Source organism: Myxococcus guangdongensis (assembly GCF_024198255.1).
In the GTDB taxonomy this organism is placed as follows: domain Bacteria; phylum Myxococcota; class Myxococcia; order Myxococcales; family Myxococcaceae; genus Myxococcus; species Myxococcus guangdongensis.
This window is the reverse complement of record NZ_JAJVKW010000019.1, coordinates 44,774-65,437: the sequence shown is the minus strand read 5'-3', so window position 1 is coordinate 65,437 and position 20,664 is coordinate 44,774. Positions and strand designations below refer to the sequence as shown.

The 20,664-nt window shown below is 68.7% G+C and carries 9 protein-coding genes; 7 read left to right on the top strand and 2 right to left on the bottom strand.

Annotated features, from left to right (window positions below; genetic code table 11):
* The first annotated feature begins 444 nt into the window (after nucleotides 1–444).
* The 3 genes from LXT21_RS39240 to LXT21_RS39230 are packed head-to-tail and all read left to right on the top strand — an operon-like array spanning nucleotide 445 to nucleotide 10,288.
* Nucleotides 445–4,038, top strand: coding sequence for a WD40 domain-containing protein (locus tag LXT21_RS39240; RefSeq protein WP_323395580.1), 3,594 nt, complete (start codon nucleotides 445–447; stop codon nucleotides 4,036–4,038).
* A gap of 25 nt (nucleotides 4,039–4,063) precedes the next feature.
* The gene (locus LXT21_RS39235; protein ID WP_254043367.1) at nucleotides 4,064–5,599 is read left to right on the top strand and encodes an AAA-like domain-containing protein; all 1,536 of its coding nucleotides are present in this window, start codon (nucleotides 4,064–4,066) and stop codon (nucleotides 5,597–5,599) included.
* 18 nt (nucleotides 5,600–5,617) lie between these two features.
* Nucleotides 5,618–10,288, top strand: coding sequence for an nSTAND1 domain-containing NTPase (locus LXT21_RS39230; protein WP_254043366.1), 4,671 nt, complete (start codon nucleotides 5,618–5,620; stop codon nucleotides 10,286–10,288).
* 12 nt (nucleotides 10,289–10,300) lie between these two features.
* On the opposite strand, the gene LXT21_RS39225 is transcribed toward LXT21_RS39230, so the two are convergent.
* Nucleotides 10,301–11,158 carry a hypothetical protein gene (locus tag LXT21_RS39225; protein WP_254043365.1) on the bottom strand — a complete coding sequence of 286 codons (858 nt, stop codon included), beginning with the start codon at nucleotides 11,156–11,158 and terminating at the stop codon, nucleotides 10,301–10,303.
* A 153-nt stretch (nucleotides 11,159–11,311) separates the two neighbouring features.
* On the opposite strand from LXT21_RS39225, the gene LXT21_RS39220 reads away from it, so the two are divergent.
* Together LXT21_RS39220 and LXT21_RS39215 are read left to right on the top strand one after the other, a co-directional pair.
* Nucleotides 11,312–12,883 carry a sigma 54-interacting transcriptional regulator gene (locus LXT21_RS39220; RefSeq protein ID WP_254043364.1) on the top strand — a complete coding sequence of 524 codons (1,572 nt, stop codon included), beginning with the start codon at nucleotides 11,312–11,314 and terminating at the stop codon, nucleotides 12,881–12,883.
* 174 nt (nucleotides 12,884–13,057) lie between these two features.
* Nucleotides 13,058–13,243: a hypothetical protein gene (locus LXT21_RS39215; protein WP_254043363.1), complete on the top strand. Its 186-nt coding sequence runs from the start codon at nucleotides 13,058–13,060 to the stop codon at nucleotides 13,241–13,243.
* 129 nt (nucleotides 13,244–13,372) lie between these two features.
* Here LXT21_RS39215 and LXT21_RS39210 read toward each other — a convergent pair whose 3' ends face one another.
* Nucleotides 13,373–17,110, bottom strand: a complete 3,738-nt coding sequence (locus LXT21_RS39210) for a serine/threonine-protein kinase (RefSeq protein ID WP_254043362.1) — start codon at nucleotides 17,108–17,110, stop codon at nucleotides 13,373–13,375.
* 400 nt (nucleotides 17,111–17,510) lie between these two features.
* Between LXT21_RS39210 and LXT21_RS39205 the strand changes: the two genes are divergently transcribed.
* Nucleotides 17,511–19,154 carry a helix-turn-helix domain-containing protein gene (locus tag LXT21_RS39205; protein ID WP_254043361.1) on the top strand — a complete coding sequence of 548 codons (1,644 nt, stop codon included), beginning with the start codon at nucleotides 17,511–17,513 and terminating at the stop codon, nucleotides 19,152–19,154.
* Between the two features lie 44 nt (nucleotides 19,155–19,198).
* Entirely contained in the window at nucleotides 19,199–20,596 is a 1,398-nt protein-coding gene (locus LXT21_RS39200; protein WP_254043360.1) for a metallophosphoesterase family protein, read from the top strand.
* The last annotated feature ends 68 nt before the right edge of the window (nucleotides 20,597–20,664 follow it).

Sequence of the window (20,664 nt, the reverse complement as noted above, 5' to 3'; positions counted from 1 at the left end):
AGGTGCTCGGCGGGGGATGAAGGCAGCCCTGACTCAGGGGGACGGAGCGCTAGATGTAGGCGCGCCTCGGCTGAGATGGGAGGCGCCCTGTCGGGTTGCAGGCGAATCGGGTGTCATTGGCATGGCATTGACGCGCAAGTGACGCGTCAGTCGGCGCTCGCGAAGCCAGGGGGCGCCAGCGCGCAATCCCTGTTTTCATCGGGACCCGAGGTGGTCTGGCACTTGCTTTGTGCGGGCGTTGAAGCCAACCCCCGGAGCGCCCGTGCGAGTCCTCTCCTGTGCTGCTGCCCTGCTGTCTCGCGGAGTCTCTTCCGAACCGGCTCGAGCGGGGCTTTCGAGGGGGAGGTTCGCAATCACCCGGGAGCGAAGTCCACGGCGCGCTCGCCGCGCGACGCGGTTTGAATCGGGGTGCTCGTCGCGAGCGTTCACCGGGGTGGTTTGAGCATGCGAACCCTGTTCAACGACGCGAGCGGGCTGATGGACACCAGCCTGTACACGGTGGGCGGGACGGTGCAGGCCGGTGGCGGCGTCTACCTGGAGCGGCGAGCGGACCCGGAGATGCTGGCGTTGTGCCGGGCGGGGACCTTCGCGTTCGTGCTGACGGCCCGGCAGATGGGCAAGTCGAGCTTGATGGTGCGCACGGCGGAGGCGCTCTTCGATGAGGGGATTCGCTCGGTCATCATCGACCTGACGCGCATCGGGAAGCAGGTGACGTCGGACCAGTGGTACGTGGGGCTGCTGGTGGTCATCCAGGAGCAGCTCGGGTTGAGCACCGACGCGGCCGAGTGGTGGGGGCAGTATGGGGATCAGGGGCCGGTGCAGCGACTGACGCGGTTCCTGGAGGAGGTGGTGCTCACGGAGGTGAAGGAGCGGGTGACGGTGTTCGTCGATGAAATCGACACCACGCTCGGCATGGGCTTCACCGACGACTTCTACGCGGCCATCCGCTACCTGTACAACGCGCGGGCGCGCAACGCGGAGCTGGTGCGACTGTCGTTCGTGCTCGTGGGGGTGGCGTCGCCGGGAGACCTCATCCAGGACGAGAGGCGCACCCCGTTCAACCTGGGGCAGCGCGTGGAGTTGACGGACTTCACGCTCGAGGAGGCCGCGCCGCTGGCGGTGGGGTTGGGCAGCACGCTCGAGGAGGGACGCCGGGTCCTCGAATGGGCCATGGCGTGGACGGGGGGACATCCGTACCTCACGCAGCGGCTGTGTCAGGCGTTGGTCGACCACCATGAGCAGGGCATGGGGAACTGGTCCCGCCTGGATGTAGACCGGGTGGTGGAGCGGACGTTCTTCTCGGAGCGGAGCTTCCAGGACAACAACCTGGTGTTCGTCCGGGACATGCTGACGCGCCGGGCGCCGGACCCGGAGCGGGTGCTTCGGACGTATCAGGATGTCCGACGGGGATGGCGGGTGCGCGACGAGGACCGCTCGTTGATCAAGGCGCACCTCAAGCTGTCGGGCGTGGTCTGCCAGGCGAAGGGGATGCTTCGGGTCCGCAATGCCATCTACGAGCGGGTCTTCACCGTGTCGTGGGCGGGGAGCATGCTCCCCGTGGACTGGCGGATCGTGCGGTATGCCATTCTCGGGTTGGTGGTGACGGGCTTCATCGTGCTGCTGCCGGCGGCAGTGCTCTTGAATGGTCAGCTCGGGGATGCAGAGAAGGCGCGCGCCACCGCGGAGCACAATAGCCGGGTGTCTGTTCAGGCGCGTCAAGAAGCGGAGGCCGACGCGAATTTGACGCGGACAGAGGCCAACAGGGATCGTCAGCGAGCCAGGGAGGAAGCCGAACAAATCAAACAGGCGGCGCAGGACGAGCAACGTATCGCCAGGGCGGAGGTGGCACGAAGCCACCTGGAGGTGGCGCGATTACAGCGCGAAGCGTGGGATGCGGAGGCGAAGAAGGAACAGGCAGAGCGAGAGATTGCCGCGGCGAAGGCCGAGGCCGCATCGAAGCTGCGCGAAGCCTTCTCCTACGTCTTCCTGAACAAGGCGGATGCGACGCTGCGAGAAACATCCTCTGCCTTGGCGATGAGTGCCGCCCTTGCCGTGGAGGCCGTGAGACGCCATGAATCCTCGGCCGCCATGGACCTGCTCATCCGCTCGGTCCTCCAGCTTCGTCGTCCCGATACTGCCTCCCTGGAGCACGCGGGAAACGTCCTGAGCGTGGCTTTCAGTCCGGATGGGAGCTTCCTGCTGACCGCGGGGGAGGACATGACGGCTCGCGTCTGGGGGATGGCCGACAAGAGGCCGCGAGAAGTGCTCCTCCATGAAGACGCCGTCACCGCGGTGGCCATCAGCCGTGATGGCAGGTTGGCGGCGACTTCCAGTGACGGTGGCGCCCTGCGCCTGTGGAACACGAAGACCTGGAAGTCGGTCGGGGAGTTGTTGGCCCACGATGGCGGAATCAACGCGCTGGCCTTCAGTCCGGACGGAACCCGCGTTGCCACCGCGGGTGAGGACCTGACCGTGCGCATGTGGAGCACGGTCAATGGCAAACCCCTCGGAGAACCGCTGCAACATCGGAGTCGAATCACGACGCTCGCTTTCAGCCCGGATGGAACGACGCTGGCTACGGGCAGCACGAACAAGACGGTGCTCTTCTGGGATGTGGGAACTGGGAAACGCGTACTCAAGGGCCTCCTGCAGAAGGCGCGCATCACCTCCGTGGCATTCAGTCCGGATGGCAACGTCCTGGCCATCGCCAGTGAGGACAAGATTGCCAGGCTCGTGGAAGTCGTCACGAGGCGGGAGTTGATGTCATTTCGCCATGACAAAGCCGTGACGTCGGTGACCTTCAGCCGAGATGGGGGGCGTGTGGCGACCGCGAGCGAGGACAAGACCGCGCGATTGTGGGACGTCGTTACCGGACAGCAATTGATGCTGATGCCTCATCTGTATCGGGTCAACTCCGTGGCCTTGAGTTCTGATGGGAAGACGATGGCCACCGCGACCGAAGGACGGCGCGCGCTGCTCTGGAGCCTTGCTCCAAGCGCTCCGCTCATCCACCTCCCCCATGGCTCGCCTGGGCGAATGGCCCTCTTCAGTCAGGATGGGCGATACGTGACCACCGTCGGCGAGGATGGCAGGGCGCGCTTCTGGAACGCCGCAACGGGCACCCCTCTCTTGGGGCCGCTGCCCCGGGGCGTCGAAATACCGAGAATCCATGCGAGCCAGGATGGGGACCCGAGAGTCACGCTCATCGAATCCCTTCGGTTGAAGCATGACCAATCCATGGGAGCCATCCCGGTTGCTGGTCGAGAATCCATGGGAAATGCGGAGGAAGGCGTTTGGGTCGCTGCCGAAGCGGAGCGACTGCCTGGGAGTCAGGGTCCAGAGATGAAAACGCCGGTGTCGAACCGGGGTGGCAAGGGTCCGCCTCAGCTGGATGGAAATGGTGTCATGCAATTCTTGTCGCTTCCAGCTGATGCGCAGTTGTCCAGCCCTCGCCCTGGCGGCCAGGGTATTGCGGATTTCCATGAGGGGCGAGCGATTGTCGCGACGACGGGCAATGACAATACGGCCCGAATCTGGGACGCGTCCAGTGGCGCACCCTTGGGACGCCCCTTGAAGCACGCTCTCTATGTCACGGCGCTGGCCTTCAACCGTGACGGTCGCATCCTGGCAACAGGCAGCGAGGACAGCCTCGCCCGCTTATGGGACGTTGCCACGGGGACGGAACTGCAGAAGATGCGGCATGACAAAACCGTGACCCAGGTGGCTTTCAGCCCGGATGGCGAACTCCTGGCCACTTCCAGCGAGGACGGCTCCGTCCGACTGTGGAATGTCTCGACGGGTCGTCGGATCGCAATGCTGCCCGTCGACAGTCCTGTCCGGAGCGTCACCATCCATCCGGACGGTTCACGGCTCGCCACGGTCAGCGAGGACGGCATCGTGCGGCTGTGGCCCGTGAAGACGGCGGACTGGATCGACCTTGTCTGTTCATTGTTGCCGCGCAACCTGAAGCCCGAGGAGTGGCCCGCGGACGTACGAGAGGTCGTGCCGTACCAGAAAACGTGCGACCGATTGCCGTAATCCAGCGACAGAAACGAGAAAACCCATGGCGCGTGTCTTCATCAGCTACAAGCGTGACGTCAGGCCGGACCAGGACCTCGCCCATGCGCTGGTCAAGGCGCTCAAGGTCTCGCACGAGGTCTTCATCGATACCTCCATGCTGGTAGGGGAGCGGTGGGTGGAGCGCATCGACGCCGAGATTCGTCAGGCGGACTTCTTCATCACGCTCTTGTCTCCCTTCTCCGTCAACAGCGAGATGGCCCGCACGGAGATCGAACTGGCGCACCAGCTCCACGCGCAACGCGGGCACCCCGTCCTGCTCCCCATCCGGGTCGCCTACCACGAGCGGCTCCCTCCGCCCCTGAGCAGCTACCTCAGCCCCATCAACTGGGCGCTCTGGGAGGGACCCGAGGACACGCCTCGGTTGCTCGAGCAGATCGACAAGGCGATGACAGGGGGGACGCTGCCCGGAACGACGTCGAGCGTCTCGGCGCCAGCGCCCATGGTGCCCCATGCCTCCTGCGCCATGATGCGGCCCCCGCTGCCTTCGGCCCCGCTCGAACTCGACGAGTCTCTCGACGGCGCCATGGACACCGAGTCCGCCTTCTACGTCGTGCGAGACGCCGACTCCACGGTGATGAAGGCCGTCTCCCAGAAGCAGGGGACCACGGTGACCATCAAGGGGGCACGGCAGATGGGCAAGAGCTCGCTGCTCATGCGCGGACTCGCGGGGGCGCTCGCCGCGAACAAGCGGGTGGCCTACCTGTCACTCCAGGAGTTCGACTCTCCCTCCCTCACCAACCCCGACCTCTTCTTCCAGCGCTTCTGCAGCTCCCTCGGAGACCAGCTCGGCCTGGCAGACCAGGTGGGCGCCTACTGGCAGAAGCCCATGGGCAGCAGCCAACGCTGCGGGCAATACATGAGCGGTCACGTCCTGCGCGCGCTGGATGTCCCCCTCGTCCTCGGACTCGATGAGGTGGAGACCCTCTTCGAGCTGCCCTTCGGCACGGACTTCTTCGGCATGCTGCGCAGCTGGCACAACAACCGCGCGCTGCCCACCACGCCGGTGTGGAAGAAGCTCAGCATCGTCCTCGTCACCTCCACCGAGCCCTTCCTGTTCATCAAGAACCTGATGCAGTCCCCCTTCAACGTGGGGCAGACGGTGGAGCTGGGCGACTTCTCCGTGACGCAGGTGAGTGAGCTCAATCAGCGACAGGGCTCGCCGCTGAGCCCTCGGCAGCAGGAGGAACTCTTCGCCCTGCTCGGCGGGCACCCCTACCTGGCGCGCAAGGCGCTCTACCTGGTGGCCAGCGGGAGCATGCGGGTGGAGGAGTTGTTCCTCCAGGCGGCGGAGGACCGGGGACCGTTCGGAGACCACTTGCGCCACCTGCTCTTCCGGCTGGGCAGCCAGCCACAGCTCAAGGCGGGGCTGCGCGAGGTGCTCCAGCGCGGCGTCTGTCCGAACGAGGATGTGTTCATCCGACTCCGAAGCGCGGGCCTGGTGCGGCAGGAGGGGGCGGTGGTGTTGCCTCGCTGTGAGCTGTACCGGCGCTACTTTCGCGAACGTCTGTCCGTGAGTTGAACCAGGAACGAGCACTCCATGTCCTCGGGTTCGCTGGAACTGACACTCCAACTCATTTCTGGCGAGCGCTCGCACGACGCGGACCGCTTCCGCTTCCAGCCCACGGATTACCTCCGCCTCCGGGAGGACGGCACGTCCCTTCGCGCGCCCTTCCCCTGGGAGCGCGCGTTGGAGGACCTGGCCACCCTGGGCTCCAGTCGCCCCAGCCCCAACGCGGCCCAACGGCTGGGAGAGCTGCTTCGCTCCTTCCTGTCGACGTTGGGCTGGGCGGAGGACGAGCGGCGACTGAGGCAGGCCCTCGCGAAGGGGTGGGCCGTCCGGCTCTGTCTGAAGTTGGAGCCGGCGGAGCTCTGCGTGCTCCCTTGGGAGATGCTCACGCTGGAGGCCACGGGACAGGCGCTCGGTGACCTCGAGGGTTGCACGCTCTGTTACGAGCGGCCTGGCTCGCTCACCCGCACCTTGAGGCCCGCGCCGCCTCCCGCGGGCGGACGCATCCTCTTCGCCTGGGCTGGAGATGTCCCGGCCGCGGCGCACCAGCGCGCCCTCTCGGAGGTCTGCGCCAGCGCGGGATATGCCTTCGACCCGGCGCGAGACGTGCTGCCACACGTGAGCCTCGCTTCGCTCGAGCAGGCCCTGCGCGACAGTGACGAGCCCATCGCCGCGCTCCACCTGCTGTGCCATGGCGCTCCCTCGGAGCCAGGGGCCTATGGCCTCGTGTTGAACTCCTCGCGTCTGGAGGGGGACTCGGAGGTGGTGGACGCCGCCTCGCTGCGCGCCGCGCTCGAGCCCCATGCGGAGCGCCTGCGCATGGTGGTGCTGTGTGCGTGTCGGGGCGGCGACGGGGGATTGCCAGGCCATCACCTCGGGAGCCCGGCACGTGAGCTCCACCGCGCGGGCCTGTCCGCCGTGGTGGCCTCGCGCCTGCCGTTCTCCAAGCAGGGCTCCGTCCTCTTCACCCGCGCGCTCTATGGCGAGCTGCTCGAGCGCACCACGTCGCTCGAGCAGGCGCTGGCCGTGGCGCGCAAGACGCTGCGGCTCGACGGCGCGAGGATGGATGGGAATTCACTCCAGCTCTATGCGCGGACGAGCGACGGTCCGGACCTGCGGCCCTTCATCTTCCAGCCCTACGGCGGTCTGCGTCCCCTGGAGCTCGGGGACCGGCGTCGCTTCTTCGGCCGGGAGCCCCTGCTGCGCGGGCTCTGTCGCAGGGTCGAGGCGGCGGCCGCCGGACAGCTCCCCGCGTTCCAGGTGATGGCGGGTGTCTCCGGGAGCGGCAAGTCCTCGCTGCTCAGGGCGGGGCTGCTGCCCACGCTGGCGCCCCATCGCTGGGAGGTGACGCGGGTGCGCGCGGGCGTGGCGGGGGCGCTGGAGGCCATCCATGGGGCTCGGCCCTCTCCCGGCAAGCAGCGGCTCCTGGTGGTGGACCCCTTGGATGAAGCCTTCACCTTGCTGGGCGCCGACGAGCGCTCGGCGCTGTTGAGCGCGCTGTGGGAGGCCTCGCGGCGAGGGGTGGTGGTGCTCGCCACGCTGCGGGTGGACTACCTGGGGCGCTGCGCGGAGGTGCGGTTGGGCGAGGGCGGGCCGCGGTTGGACTCCGTGCTCTTCGATGGCGAGCACCTGCTGCTCGTCCCGGAGATGACGGGTGACGAGCTTCGTGAGGCCATCGTCCTCCCCGCAAGTCAGCACGGCGTCCTGTTGGAGGAGGGCTTGACGCAGAGGCTCGTCCAGGACGTGGAGCGCCAACCCGGAGGGCTCCCGCTCCTGGCGCATGCGCTGGAGCGACTGTGGCGCTCGCGCGACGGACGGTGGCTCAGGCACAGCGCCTATGAGTCCATGGGCGGCGTGGGCGGCGCGCTGGCCCAGGAGCTGGACAGGCTCTACCAGGACCTGCACGAGGACGCGCGGGAGCAGGCGCGGCGGCTGCTGGTGGAGCTGGTGGACGTCCGCGAGACGGTGGTGCCGTTCGCCTGTCAGCGCGCGAGGCTCGAGCGGCTGCGTCCCGCCGAGGAGCCGCGTCGTGGCGCCTTCGACCTCGCGCTCGGGCACCTGGTGGAGGGCCGCGTCCTGGTGCTGAGTCGAGGGGAGGGGGGTGACGTCTTCATCGAGGTCGCGCACGAAGCGCTGCTGCGCTACTGGCAGCCCCTCTCCGATTGGATTCGAGACCTGGAGTCGCGGCGTCGCAAGCGCCACGAGCTTCGCGCGGGCGCGAAGGCCTGGCGCGCGCTCGAGAAGAGTGCTCCCGAGGCGAACCATCTGCTGCGAGGCCGCTTCCTCGAGGAGGCGCTGGAGTTCCAGCAGGCGCACCCCGGGGAGCTGGACGAGTCGATGCGGCAGTTCATCGAGGCGAGCAACGCGATGGCGGAGAGCATGGCGCGCGAGTCCCGCAGGCACCAGGAGCAGCTCCAGGACTTCGCGCGCCTGATTGTCGCGGACAAGCTGCGCACCGAGGACCCCACCGCGTCGCTGCTCGTGCTGCTGGAGGTGGGCGCGCCCGGGCAACACCTGGCCTGGACGCAGGCCGCGCTGGAGGTGCTCCAGCAGCCGCTCGCCACGGCGGTGCTGCGCGGCCATCGCGGGGCGGTGCGCGCGGTGACGCTCAGCGCGGATGGCAGGTGGGTGGCCACCGCGTCGCGCGACGGGACGGCGCGGTTGTGGCGCTCGGACGGCACGGGGCGGCCCAGGGTGCTCGCGGGCCATCGCGGAGAAGTGGTGGCGGTGGCGTTCAGTCCGGATGGGTGCCGGCTCGTCACGGGCTCGGCGGACAGGACCGCGCGGGTGTGGCCCGTGGAGGGGGACGGCGCGCCGGAGGTGCTCGCGGGTCACCAGGGCGAGGTGGGCGCCGTGGCCTTCAGCCCGGATGGACGGCGCGTGGTGACGGCGTCGAGGGATGGCTCGGCCCGGGTGTGGCGCGCGGACGGCGCGGGCCTCCCGGTGGTGCTCTGGGGGCATCAGCAGGCGGTGCTTTCGGCGGCCTTCGATGCCACCGGTGAGCAGGTGCTGACGTCCTCTCGGGACGGCACGGCCCGGGTGTGGCGCATGGAGGGCGGTGCTCCCGTGGTGCTGCCACATCCAGGCGATGTGCGGGCCGCGGTGTTCAGTCCCGATGGCGCGCGCGTCGCGACGGCGTCGGTGGACGGGGCGATACGCATCTGGCGCGCGCAGCAGCCGACGGCGCCCATCCTGCTGCGCAGCGACTCCTGCTTCGTCAACGCGGTGGCCTTCAGCCCGGATGGGGGGCTGCTGGTGAGCGCGCACGCGGATGGTGCCGTGCGCTTGTGGCGCACGGACGGGAAGGGCGGGGAGCTGCGGCTGGCGGGGCACCTGGGGGAAATCCTCACCGTGGCCTTCAGTCAGGATGGACGCTGGGTGGTGACGGCGTCACGGGATGGGACCGCGAGGGTGCGTCGCACGGATGGCGAGGGGCAGCCCGCGGACCTGCTGGGCCACACGGACGAGGTCCTCGGCGCGAGCTTCAGCCTGGACGGTGAGCGGGTGGTGACCGCGTCGAAGGACGGCACCGCGCGGGTGTGGCGCTCGCGTGCGCGTCCGCAGGTGCTCACCCTGCATCGCCGCGCGGGGGCGGTGCAGGCCCTGGCGTTCAGCCCTCGCGAGGACCTGCTGGCCACCGCGCACGCGGATGGCTCGGCGCGGGTGTGGAAGCTCAACGGCGGCGTGGACATGGTCGTGCTCAAGGGCCACGGGGCGGAGGTGCGGACCGTGGCCTTCAGCCCGGACGGCGCGCGGGTGGTGACGGCGTCGGACGACGGGACGGCGCGGGTGTGGCGCGCCGATGGAGAGGGCACGCCGGTGGTGCTCCGCGGGCACCTGGGCCGCGTGGTCGCCGCGGCCTTCAGCCCGGAGGGCTCGCGCGTGGTGACGGCCTCCTGGGACGGGACGGCGCGGGTGTGGCGCGCGGATGGGGGCGCGGAGCCCGTGGTGCTCCATGGACACATGGGGTTCCTGCGGACGGTGGCCTTCTGTCCGGAGGGCGCGCGGGTGGTGACGGCGTCGGATGATGGGACGGCGCGGGTGTGGCGCGTGGATGGGCAGGGCGAGCCCGTGGTGCTCCAGGGGCATGCGGGGCGGGTGTCGGTGGCGGCCTTCAGTCCGGAGGGCACGCGGGTGGTGACGGCGTCGGATGACGGGACGGCGCGGGTGTGGCGCGCGGATGGGCAGGGCGCGTCCGTGGTGCTCGGGGGGCATGAGCAGGCCGTGGTGAGCGCGGAGTTCAGTCCGGACGGCGCGCAGGTGCTGACGGCGTCGCTGGACAGGACGGTGCGGGTGTGGGCGGCGGATGGACACGGCGCGTGCGTCGTGCTCCGGGGGCGCACCGCCCGCTTCCACCCTCATGGCGCGCGGGTGGTGAGCACGCTGGGGGATGGGACGGTGCGGGTGCTGTCCACGGACGGGAGCGGCGAGTCCCTGTCGCTCACCGGCAATGGCGAGCGGGTGAACTCGGTGGTCTTCAGCCCGGGGGGAGACCTGGTGGCCATCGCCTCGAGTGATGGCTCCGCCCGGGTCTGGCGACTGGGGGACGCCGCGCTGCGTGAGCGGTTGTGCCAGATGACCAGCGCGAGCCTGGATGTCCGCCAGCGCCAGCGCTACCTGGGCGAGCGGCTCGAGGAGGCGCGCGAGGCCCATGCTCGCGAGGAGCAGCAGCGCGGACGGCAGGCGCTGGAGGAGCCTTGAGCAGGCGCGGGCTCAGGGGAACAGCGCCGCGCCCAGCGATAACAGCAGGGATTGCGATTCGAAGCGCTCACCGCCGGAGAAGAAGCGCTCGTACGCGACATCCACGAAGGCGGACATGTCCTCGTTCCACTGCACGTCCAACCCGAGCACCGCCCTGCCGCTCGCGCCACCCATGAACCGCGTCGTGTCGCCTTGTGTGCTCTTCTCGAGGAAGAAGGCCGTGGTCCCGAGCCTGGCATAGGGTCGTATCCAACCCAGGTTGAAGGGATGGGCCTGTCCTTCGAGCCTGAGTCCCGGCGACGTCTGGGTGAGCACCGTCACGGCGGCGCCAAACTGGCCTCGGGTGTAGCCCAGGCTCACGGCTGGGGTGACAGCCAGGGTGGTGCTCAGCCCGAGGACGTCCACCTCGCCCCTCAGCCCCACGAGGAGGCCGGACCTCCTGGGCGGAGGGCCCGAGGGCTCCGCGGCCGGGTCCAGCTCATCCGGGCGAGGCTCCTCTTCCAGCGGCTGTGCCGTGGCGCTCCTCGCCCGCTCGAAGAGCTTTCGCACGCGTCGGGAGGACTGCACGGGCAGCTGCGCCGTGTCATCCAGCGCCAGCGCCTCCCGGAAGGACGCCTCGGCGCCCTTCTGACCCAGCTCCTCCAGGAGGACGCCTCTCATGAGCTTGAGGAACACGAGGTCCGTGCGCTCGCGGGTCTCTCCTTCGAGGGAGCGGGTGACCTTGGAGAGCGCCTCTTCGTATCGGCCCAGTTCGTAGAGTGTCGCGACGATGGTGACGTACGGGTTCTGTGTAGGCGGTGTCTTGACGTGATTGTCATCCGAGGCCTCTTGGGCATACGCGGGTGAAGTCAACAGATATGAGACGGCCATGGAGAGCGTCGTCAAAGTCCAGACAGCATTCGAGACGCGGGATTTCATCGGAGGGTTCCTTGGTGGATGACAGGACTGCGGGGGGCTTGATGGAGAGAGGGCCCTTGAAGTAGTGCTCGGGAGAAACACACCAGGAGAAGGGGAGGGCTCGCGGTGGAAGACAGCTCCACGCTCACCAGGCAGCCGCGGGACGGCGCGCTGGGGGCGCCAGGTATCGTCCCTGCCCTGACCCTCATCTCCCACCCGAAGATCCAGCGCAGCGGTGAGCGCGTCCTGCTCCGGGAGCTCAAGGCGGGGCGGGAGCTGGCCCTCTCGCGCACGGAGCCTGGCTTCATGCGTCCGGGCTCCATCCTGGGGCTTCCGCTCGCGGACCCGTTCTTGAGCCGCAAGCCCTTGCGTCTGCTTCCCGGCGCGCAGGGTGGGGTGCGGTTGGTGGTGGGGGCCAGCCCGCAGGTCTTCGTGGATGGCAGCCCATTGACGGGCGAGCTGGAGTTGACGCCCTCGGCGCTGGCGGCGGGCGTCACGCTCGAGCTGGCCGAGCGCGTGGTGTTGTTGCTCCACATGGCGGAGCCTGTCGACAAGACAGAGGCGGATGAGTTGGGCATGGTGGGGCAGAGCGCGGGGGTGCGCCGGGTGCGCCGACAGGTTTTGCAAGTGGCGGACCTGGACGTGCCGGTCCTCATCCGGGGGGAGACCGGCACGGGCAAGGAGCTGGTGGCCCAGGCGCTCCATCAGCAAGGACGGCGCCGCAAGGGCCCCTTCATCAGCGTGAACCTGGGCGCCATCCCCAAGGAGCTGGCGGCCTCGGAGCTGTTCGGCGCGGAGAAGGGCGCCTACACGGGGGCGAGCCAGTCCCGCGAGGGGTTCTTCCGCGCGGCGCAGGGCGGGACGCTGTTCCTCGACGAGGTGGCCGAGGCCTCCTCGGAGGTGCAGGCCATGCTGCTGCGCGTGCTGGAGACGGGCGAGATGTTCTCGGTGGGTGGGCGTGTTCCCATCAAGACGCAGGTTCGGCTGGTGGCGGCCACGGATGCGCGACTGGAGGAGCGCATCCAGCAGGGGAGCTTCCGGGCTCCGCTCCTGCACCGCTTGTCGGGGTATGAAATCCGGGTGCCGCCCTTGAGGGAGCGGCGCGAGGACCTGGGGCTGTTGCTGCTGCACTTCGCTCGACAGGAGTTGGAGCTGCTCGGGGAGCTGTGGCGGCTCGAGGGCCAGGAGCCGTCCTCGGAGCCCTGGTTGCCGACGACGCTGGCGTCTCGGCTGGTGCGCTACCCGTGGCCGGGGAACGTCCGCCAGCTTCGCAACGTGACGCGGCAGTTGGTCATCAGCAGCCGGGGGCTGCCGAGCCTGCAGGTGGACCCGCAACTGGAGCAGGAGCTGGGCTCGCTGCCTGTGGAGGGCTCCGCGCCCGTCGTCTCCCTGAAGGGGCCGACCGAGGCACGGCGCAAGCCGGCGGAGGTGTCGGAGGAGGAGATGATGGTCGCGCTGCGGGAGCACGGGTGGGACCTGGCGGCGGCCTCGAACCAGCTCGGCATCACCCGGGCGTCGCTCTACAACCTGATGAAGAAGAGCACCAAGGCCCGCACGGCGAAGGACTTGAGCGTGGAGCAGCTCCGGGAGAGCTACCTGGCGTGTGGTGGGGACCTGGAGCAGATGTCGAAGCGCCTGGAGGTGTCCGTGCGGGCGCTCCAGCGCAGGGTGCGCGAGCTGGGGTTGGAGAGCGACTGACGCGGATGCGCGTCAGCTGACGCGCAAGCGCCGCGGATTGACGCGCCAGGGGCGTCTTGTGCCGCGGCGGCTGTGAGGTTGTACAGACGTGCAACGGTTGGCACCCGGGTTGCTCATGGTGGGAACGGACCCGACGCGATGGGTCCTCCACCCCCAGTGACAAGAGGTCTGACCATGAGCACGCAAGACTCCGAGCGGAGTTCCGCTCTCCCCGAACAGCGCCACGACGGCGTCGAGCCCAGGAAGGAGCCGCGCCCCGGAGATCGCAGGCCGATTCCGTTCGATGATGATGACAATGGTTCCAAGGGCGGCCTCGCCGACAGCACCAATCCCCAGGTGGAGGATCCCGAGCACGCGTAGTGCCGCGCGTTCGTGGCGCTGAATCAGGAGCGGTCGTTGGCTTCTTCGGGCCAGCGACCGCTTTTCGTATTCTGCAGGGCGCGATGACCGCGAGGCTCGCCTCGGAGGACGAGGGAGCCCAGGCGGCCTTCAGTCCGTAACGCGCGAGACACTCAGGTGCGCGCGCTTCTCCCATTCGAAGCGCAGATTGGGATTGTCCTTCAGCGCGTCCCGCAGGTCTTGCCGTGCTCGAGCCGATGTCTGCGGGTCGTCGGAGCGCAGCAACCGGAGGCTGGCGTGGAGCGCGCGCACTTCGGCCCAGGAGGGCCGGGCTCGAAGGACTTCGTCGAGCAGCGCCAGGCCCTGGTCGACGAGGGGGCGGGCGTCGCGTCCGGTCTGACGTCTCCAGGTGGCCCATTCGAGGAGGTGGCGAGCGTGGATGCGCCGGGCATCGAGAGGCGTGGTGCTCATCTCGACGGCGGCACGGTAGGTCTGCTCCGCTTTCTCGAAGTCGCCGTCCGCGTCGCCACCCTGTCGCGTCCGCGCGCGGGCCTGCAATGTCTGCGCCTGCGCCAGATACAACACGGTGTGTTCGTCGCCTTTTTCATCCGCCCGGATGTGTCCGAGTGTTTCCAGCGCCAGGGGGAGATGAGGACCCGGGGTGCCCTGACTTTCAAGCATGTGTTCGGCCTGCAGCCGGGAGGTGTTCCCGAGATTGTTTCGCGGTGCGAACGCCGTGGGGGAGAGCTTCGTTGCCTCCCGCGCGGCGAGACGTGCGTCATGAAGGCTCGAAAGAAAATCTCTCCCCAGCCTGTGGAGATACTCCGCGCGCGTGGCATGCAGGTTCGCGAGGTTGCTGTGGGCGAGCTTGTTCTTGGGGGCGACGGTTCGGGCTTGCTCGAACGCTCTCTGGGCATGCACCAGGTCTGGAAAGGGAGGCTCACCGAGCTCCCAGGCCGCTCGTGCCAGCTCCATCCACGCCAATCCTTCGATGAAGAAGAGACTCGCCCTGCGTGGAGCGATGGCCTGGCCTCTGCGGCAGGCTTCGACTGAAGCCTTCAATGAGGGCCGCCCATCCTCGTCCTTGTCGCGCAGATGTTGCGCCCAGACCAGGTGGTAATCACCCTCTCGATAGATTACGGACGGGTTCTTGGGGGTGAGCGAAAGGCTTTGTTTTAATGCTTTTCCCGCCAGCTGAAGGTCCTTCTCTCGATTTGGATTCTGGGGATGGGCGGCTCGTGAGATGTGTTGATCTGCCAGGTTGTTTAGTGCCGGGCTGTAGCGGTCTGCGAGGGTGAGTGTGGCGTTGAGGTCTGTAATCGACTTGTCTCGATACTGCAGGCCCATGGCCGTCGAGTCTGCGTGATCCGCCATCACGATGAACACGAGGGCCCGGGTGTGGTGGACATAGTAGTCATGGTCCTTTGCTGGAATCTTCTCCAGGACCTCGAGTGCTTGATTCAGTGGCCCACGAGGATCCAGCCCCTCCCTTTGAATGCTCGCCCCCAGTTCCCGGAGGTCCATGGCCAGCTCCTTTCGCGCCAGTGTGTTCGAAGGCGCGAGTGCCACGGCGGCTGTTCCCGCTTGGATGGCCTTGCGGAGGATGGCCTGCTGAGCGTCAGCACGTTGCTCGAATCCGGCGAGATTCCGTTGAACCATGGCTGTGAGTATCAATGAAGGCACGTGGTCCGGCGAGGCCCTGACCGCTCGTTCGAGATGCTCGAGAGCTTTCCGCCCATGCTCCTGGCGCTCTTGTTGATTGTCGCTACCCGGAGGAGACGACATGAACAGCAATTCAGCATCGACACGCGCCAGCGCGAAGTGGGCTTCGGGCCAGCTCTGGGCGGTGTCGGTGACCTGGATGTACTGCTCACGAGCAGCGGTGAGGTCCGCAAGGATTTGCGCCGTCTGCTCTGGATTGTGCGCCGCGGGAGCGGACGGCGTCGTCGCGCGCCTGAAGAAGATGTCTCCCCGGAGTTTGGCTGCTTCGTAGAAGCCGGGGGCTGGTACCTTGAGCTCGTCGAGCCTGGCGAGCGCCTCGTTCGAGTGGCCCCGATAGAAGGCCAGCAGCGCGGCGATGTACTCGCGAGGAAGGGTGCGGGATTCCTCGCTCAGATTCAGCCAGTGGATTGCGTGCTCCCGATACGTTCGAGCCAGGTCATCTTCTTTCAACGTGGGCTCGATCGCGGTCAGGCTCCGCAAGTGGGCGAGCCACTCAATATCGAGGTTCACCTCACGAAGACGGAGGTTGTAGAGCTGGCCATACGCGAGGGCCAGCCCGGAGACGACACTGGATTGCTGAAAGCCGAGTTTCCAGGCGGCTTCGAGGTGATGGCGTGCCTTGTCGGGCTCTCCGAGCTCCAACCATCCGAGTCCGAGAGCATAGTGTCCCGGGCCCAGCGCGGACGTTCCGCCTCGCTCCATCTCTTGCTTGATGGCTGCCAACTCCTGACGCAGGTTCTTGAGTTCGGCGGTCGTGTCATGCAGACGGCTGAGCTGCATGATGCGCGTCCTGCTATGGACGTCCCTGGCCCGCTCACCGAAGTGGTGTGCCTGTCTCTCTCTTCGCTCCAGTTCCCTGCGTGCCAGCATCGCCTGGCCCAGCGCGAAGCCCACAATCATCACCAGCACCGCCGCCATGGCGAGCAGCGCGCGGTGCTTGCGCGCCTGTTTCCGCAGCCGGTACCACGAGCCCACGGACCGGGCCTTCACCGCCTCGCCGTTGAGGAAGCGCTCCAGGTCCTCGGCGAGCGCACGCGCCGAGTCGTACCGGTGCGCGGGCTGTCGCTCCAGGCACTTGAGCACGATGGCCTCCAGGTCCGCCGGCACGTTCTTGTTCCACTGGCGCAGAGGGCGCGGGTCCTGGTTGGCGAGATTGGTGAGCACCTCCAGGTTGTTGTCGCCCGGAATCGGCATCTTGCCGGTGAGCAGCACGTAGAGCGTGGCGCCGAGGCCGTACACATCCGCGCGCCGGTCCAGCAGCCGGATGTCACCCCGGGCCTGCTCCGGCGCCATGTAGTGCAGCGTCCCCAGCACCGTCCCCGTGACGGTGTGCTCCCGCTGCCAGTCGCGCGCGAGGCCGAAGTCCATGACGAACGGCCGCCACTGTCCATCCTCGCCCCGCTCGACGAGGATGTTCGAGGGCTTGATGTCCCGGTGGATGAGCCCGGCTCGGTGGGCGGCGTGCACACCCTCGGTGACCTGCTTCATCACCATCACCGTCTGCTCCAACGACAACTCCCGAGCCACCTCCAGCAGCGAGCGCCCCTCCACATACTGCATGGCGATGAACGGCTGCCCCCGGACCTCGCCCACCTCGTACACCTTGCAGACACGCTCATGCTCGACGCGGGCCTGCGCCTGGGCCTCGGTGCCGAAGCGCCGCACCAGGTCCGGGTCATCCCCGCGCACGAACTTGAGCGCGACGTTGCGGCGCAGGAGCGGGTCATGCGCCAGATAGACGCGCCCCATGCCGCCCTGGCCCAGGAAGCGGATGGGTTGGTAGCGCTCCCAGCCCGGCACCGGGAAGGCTGGCTCCAGGGATGAAGTCTCCAGCGCCGCCGGCGTGGGGTTGAGCGTGAGGGTGGGAGAGCCGGGCAGGAGGGCCTCCCCTGGGCGCGGGGCGGTGGCTCCAGGGATGAGCGTCTCGTCAATCGCAGTCGACTCACTGCTGGGGAACGGCGAGTCGAGAGGCGCAGTGAGGTCCGCGCGGGCCACCGCCTGTATCTCCAGGAAGGTGTCCTCGGAGATGACGCCGGTCTCCACGAGGAGCATCAGGGGATGGTGCCCCTCGCGCCGGCTCTTCGAGAGCAGGGCCTCGGCCTCGTCCGGGGACACCACCCCGCGAGCCTGTGCGACGCGTAACTCCGCTTCGAAACACTCACGCATCGGTGCTCCTCACGTCGGCGCGTCTGTGTAGACCGCGCGCCGCGGGCAAGGTTGAGTCAAATGCTAGCATGGAGGTTGTTGCGCTTGACCGGCCCCCGAGGAGGGACAGGGGTGGCTTCACCCCGGCTGAGTCACGCGGACACCAGCGGCTGGGGATGCCTCGGAAACCGGGAGTGGTAGTCATTGTCCGCGGAGCGCCAGTGGGGAGGTGTTGCTTCCACGACTGCAAGGCACAAACCAGGACGGGGGCTTCGGGCCGACGCCGCCTCGCGGGAGGTTGGCGCGGTGGCTGACGCGTAAATGACGGAGGCTGACGCGCCAGCGTCACGTCCTCCCGGGCGGATGTCAGACGCCTCCACCTCGGTCGAAGCTGGCAAGGAAATGGCAATGCCCCCCTGGAATGGACTTCGAGTTGCTGCTGACCCACGCCAATGAACAGCGGGCCGTGCTGGAGAATGCCCTGCCTCTCGCCGCGGCCAGTCATCAGCCTCGGCCCCCCGTGCGGGATACCTCCCCGGCGGACGATGTGCTGAGCCGCCCCGACAGGGACCCCAACTCGCTGGTGGATCAACGCTGGGGCGTGGTGGTGCCCGAGGGCGCTGTGGGCGACAGGCTCCTGGCTCTGGTCGGTCCGCTGTGTGCGTCGCGTGCCGAGGAGCAGGGCGCCGCGGTGCGGGTGTACCGCGCGCCGCCGGGCCTCGGTGCCGTCCAGGCCGCGCGGTGGAGGGACACCGTCCTGTGTGACGAGGCGGTGGATGAGGCGGAGCGCCCCGCCTATCTGTTGCTCCTGGGCGACTTCGACGGCGTCTCCCTCGAGACACAGCAGGTGCTCGCCGCGGACGGCTTTCCCGGCCGGCTCACCTTCTCGTCGGACGCGGGCTACGAGGCGTATGTGGACAAGGTGCTGCGCTGGAGTCGTGCTCCCGCGCCCATCCGCAAGGCTCGCGCGCTGCTCTTCACCGCCCATGACGGGACGGCCGCCACCACCGTGGGCTACCAGGCGCTGATGGCCCCCAGCCTCGAGAGCCTGCGCAGGAGGCAGGAGGACGGAGGCCTCTTCGCCGCGCTGCCCGCCGAGGTGGGAAGTGCCTCCTCCTGGTCCGCGCAACAGCTCCTCACGCAGGCGGCCACGGCCGACGCGTCCGTGCTCTTCACCATGAGCCACGGCCTGGGGGCACCGCGCGACGGATGGCGCTCACTCCAGGAGCAGCGCGCGCGTCAGGGGGCCATGAGCCTGGGGCGGGAGGGGGTCCTGGAGCCCAGCGCGCTCGCGACGGCGCCCTTCGTGCCGGGGGGCCTCTGGTTCTTCCTCGCCTGTTTCGGCGCGGGCACTCCGTCGCGAAGTGTCTTTCACCCCTGGCTTTCGCGTCTGCGGGAGGCAGGGGAGTACCCGGGCCGATTGGAACGGCTGATGGCGTCGCTGCCTCGTGAAGGCGCGCCTCCCTTCGTCGCGGCGCTCCCCCAGGCCGTCCTCGCCAACCCTCGGGGACCGCTGGCCGTCATCGGACACGTGGACCTGGCCTGGACGTACTCCTTCCAGGAGATGGGGCGCGCGGCCAGGGACCGCCCCTCCCGGTTCCTGGGCATGCTGAGCGGGCTCGTGGAGGGCTGTCGCGCCGGAGTCGGCCTGAGCGCGCTCCTGCGCTCGTTCCTCATGGCCAACACGGAGCTCACCACGCTCTACGAGCAGGAGGAACTCGCGCGGCAGTCAGGACAGGCCAGCCCGGTCGATGCCGTGGCGCTCGCCCACCTGTGGATGCTCCGGCAGGACCTCGCGGGCTATGTCCTCCTGGGAGACCCCGCCGTGCGCCTGCCGCTCACCCGGTCCGAGGCCCTGCCTGTCACCCCAGCTCCCCTGACGAGCCAGGCCTCCCTGGATGTCGACGACATGGCGCGGGCCGTGCTCGCCATGCTCCGGGGCGGCGAGTCCGAGCGCGCGCTGGCCCTGCGTGTCGGCGTGCCCGTGGAGCGGCTCCAGCAGTGGCGGCGGGTCTACACGGAGGCCGGGCTCGCGGCGCTGAGGGCCCTGCGCCCCGGAAGCTGAGGTCCCCTCCACGTTTCCTCGAGTCAAACCAAGGAGTCATCCGTATGAGGACTGTCGTGTTGAGCGACCTGCACCTGGGCAACGGTCAGGGATATGACATCTTCGCTGGCGCCGAAGCGCTGCCCGCCTTCCTGGAGACCCTCGCGCACGTGCCCACGCGCGTGGTGCTCAATGGGGACTCGGTGGACTTCCTGATGAACGACGACCCGCTGGGGCTCGAGGTGGCGCGAGCCGTGGAGCAGGCCCGGGCCCTGGTGGCCGCGCCTCCCACGGCGGCGGTGCTGGAGGCGCTCGGGCGCGTGCTGGCGGCGGAGGGCGAGGTGGTGATTCGCCTGGGCAACCACGACGTGGAGCTGGCGCTCGCCGAGGTCCAGGCCGTCTTCCGATGCGCGCTCCGTCAGCCGTGGCGGGTGGCCCGGCGGCTCGTCTTCCAGCGCGGCGACGTGCCCTGGGTGTTGGAGGAGGGGGGCACGCGGGTGTTGCTGGCGCACGGTGAGCAGCATGACCCGTGGAACGAGGTGGACCATGCCCGGCTGCCGGGGCCGGGGGCGCCGGAGGGGGTGGTGGCCTCCGGGTATCGCTACTCGGCGGGCTCGCTGCTGGTGAAGCAACTGCTCAATCCCCTCAAGCGGCGTTACGGCATGCGCTTCCTGGACCTGCTCATGCCCGACTTCCAGGGGGCCTTGCTGGCCGCGCTCGCCGTCAATCCGGCCGCGGTGAAGCTCGTGTTCCAGCGGTCCTCGCTGCACATGGGCTGGCACCTGCTGCGCCGGAGCGTGAGCGCCCTGGCCTTCGAGCTGGAGGACTCCGAGCTGGAGCTGGGGCTCGCCCAGCGGGTGGCCGGCGCCGGGCTCACGCTGGAGGAGCAGCAGGCGCTGGCGGAGCTGTGCGGCGTGGGGCAGGTCCACTTCGTCGAGGCGGAGCCCGCGCTCGAGCGGGCCCAGCAGAAGCTGCTTCGCTGTGCGCTGGAGTTCTATGCCCGGGGGCATCGGTGCATCGCGGGTGACGCCAGCGAGCGCTGCTTCGACCTCGCGCCGAGGCGGGGTGAGTGGGACGAGGCGTGTCGGCTGGCGCGGACGTACCGGGCGGGGGTGGTGCTCCTGGGGCATACCCACGCGGCGCGGTGGCGGCAGGACGAGGGGCTGCTCTACGCCAACACGGGCACGTGGACCTGGTTGATGCGGCTGCCCGCGCCGGAGGCCCCCGCGTCGGTCTGGGCGGACTTCCTCCAGGAGCTCCAGCGCAACCCCGCCCTGGTCCCGGAGCACCAGCGACTGGCCCGGCTGGAGCAGCGCTTCACCGCGGTGGTGCTGGGCCCTCACGCCCAGGGGGGCGCCGAGGTGTCCCTGGTGGAGTGGAGGCCTTCCGGGGGGCTGTGGGCGTTGGCGTCCACCCAGGTCCCTCCGCAGCAGGCCGGCCAGTGCCTGGCGGCGCGGGGGTAGGGTGGGGCCGGAGGAGCGGGGGCCCGGAAAATAAAAACCCCGGAATCACTTGGGAAAGTGACTCCGGG

Excerpts from the sequence above, each read along its gene's own strand:
- LXT21_RS39210 (WP_254043362.1), bottom strand. The coding sequence starts at position 17,110 with ATGCGTGAGTGTTTCGAAGCGGAGTTACGCGTCGCACAGGCTCGCGGG.
- LXT21_RS39205 (WP_254043361.1), top strand. The coding sequence starts at position 17,511 with ATGGACTTCGAGTTGCTGCTGACCCACGCCAATGAACAGCGGGCCGTG.
- LXT21_RS39240 (WP_323395580.1), top strand. The coding sequence starts at position 445 with ATGCGAACCCTGTTCAACGACGCGAGCGGGCTGATGGACACCAGCCTG.
- LXT21_RS39225 (WP_254043365.1), bottom strand. The coding sequence starts at position 11,158 with ATGGCCGTCTCATATCTGTTGACTTCACCCGCGTATGCCCAAGAGGCC.
- LXT21_RS39230 (WP_254043366.1), top strand. The coding sequence starts at position 5,618 with ATGTCCTCGGGTTCGCTGGAACTGACACTCCAACTCATTTCTGGCGAG.
- LXT21_RS39235 (WP_254043367.1), top strand. The coding sequence starts at position 4,064 with ATGGCGCGTGTCTTCATCAGCTACAAGCGTGACGTCAGGCCGGACCAG.
- LXT21_RS39215 (WP_254043363.1), top strand. The coding sequence starts at position 13,058 with ATGAGCACGCAAGACTCCGAGCGGAGTTCCGCTCTCCCCGAACAGCGC.
- LXT21_RS39200 (WP_254043360.1), top strand. The coding sequence starts at position 19,199 with ATGAGGACTGTCGTGTTGAGCGACCTGCACCTGGGCAACGGTCAGGGA.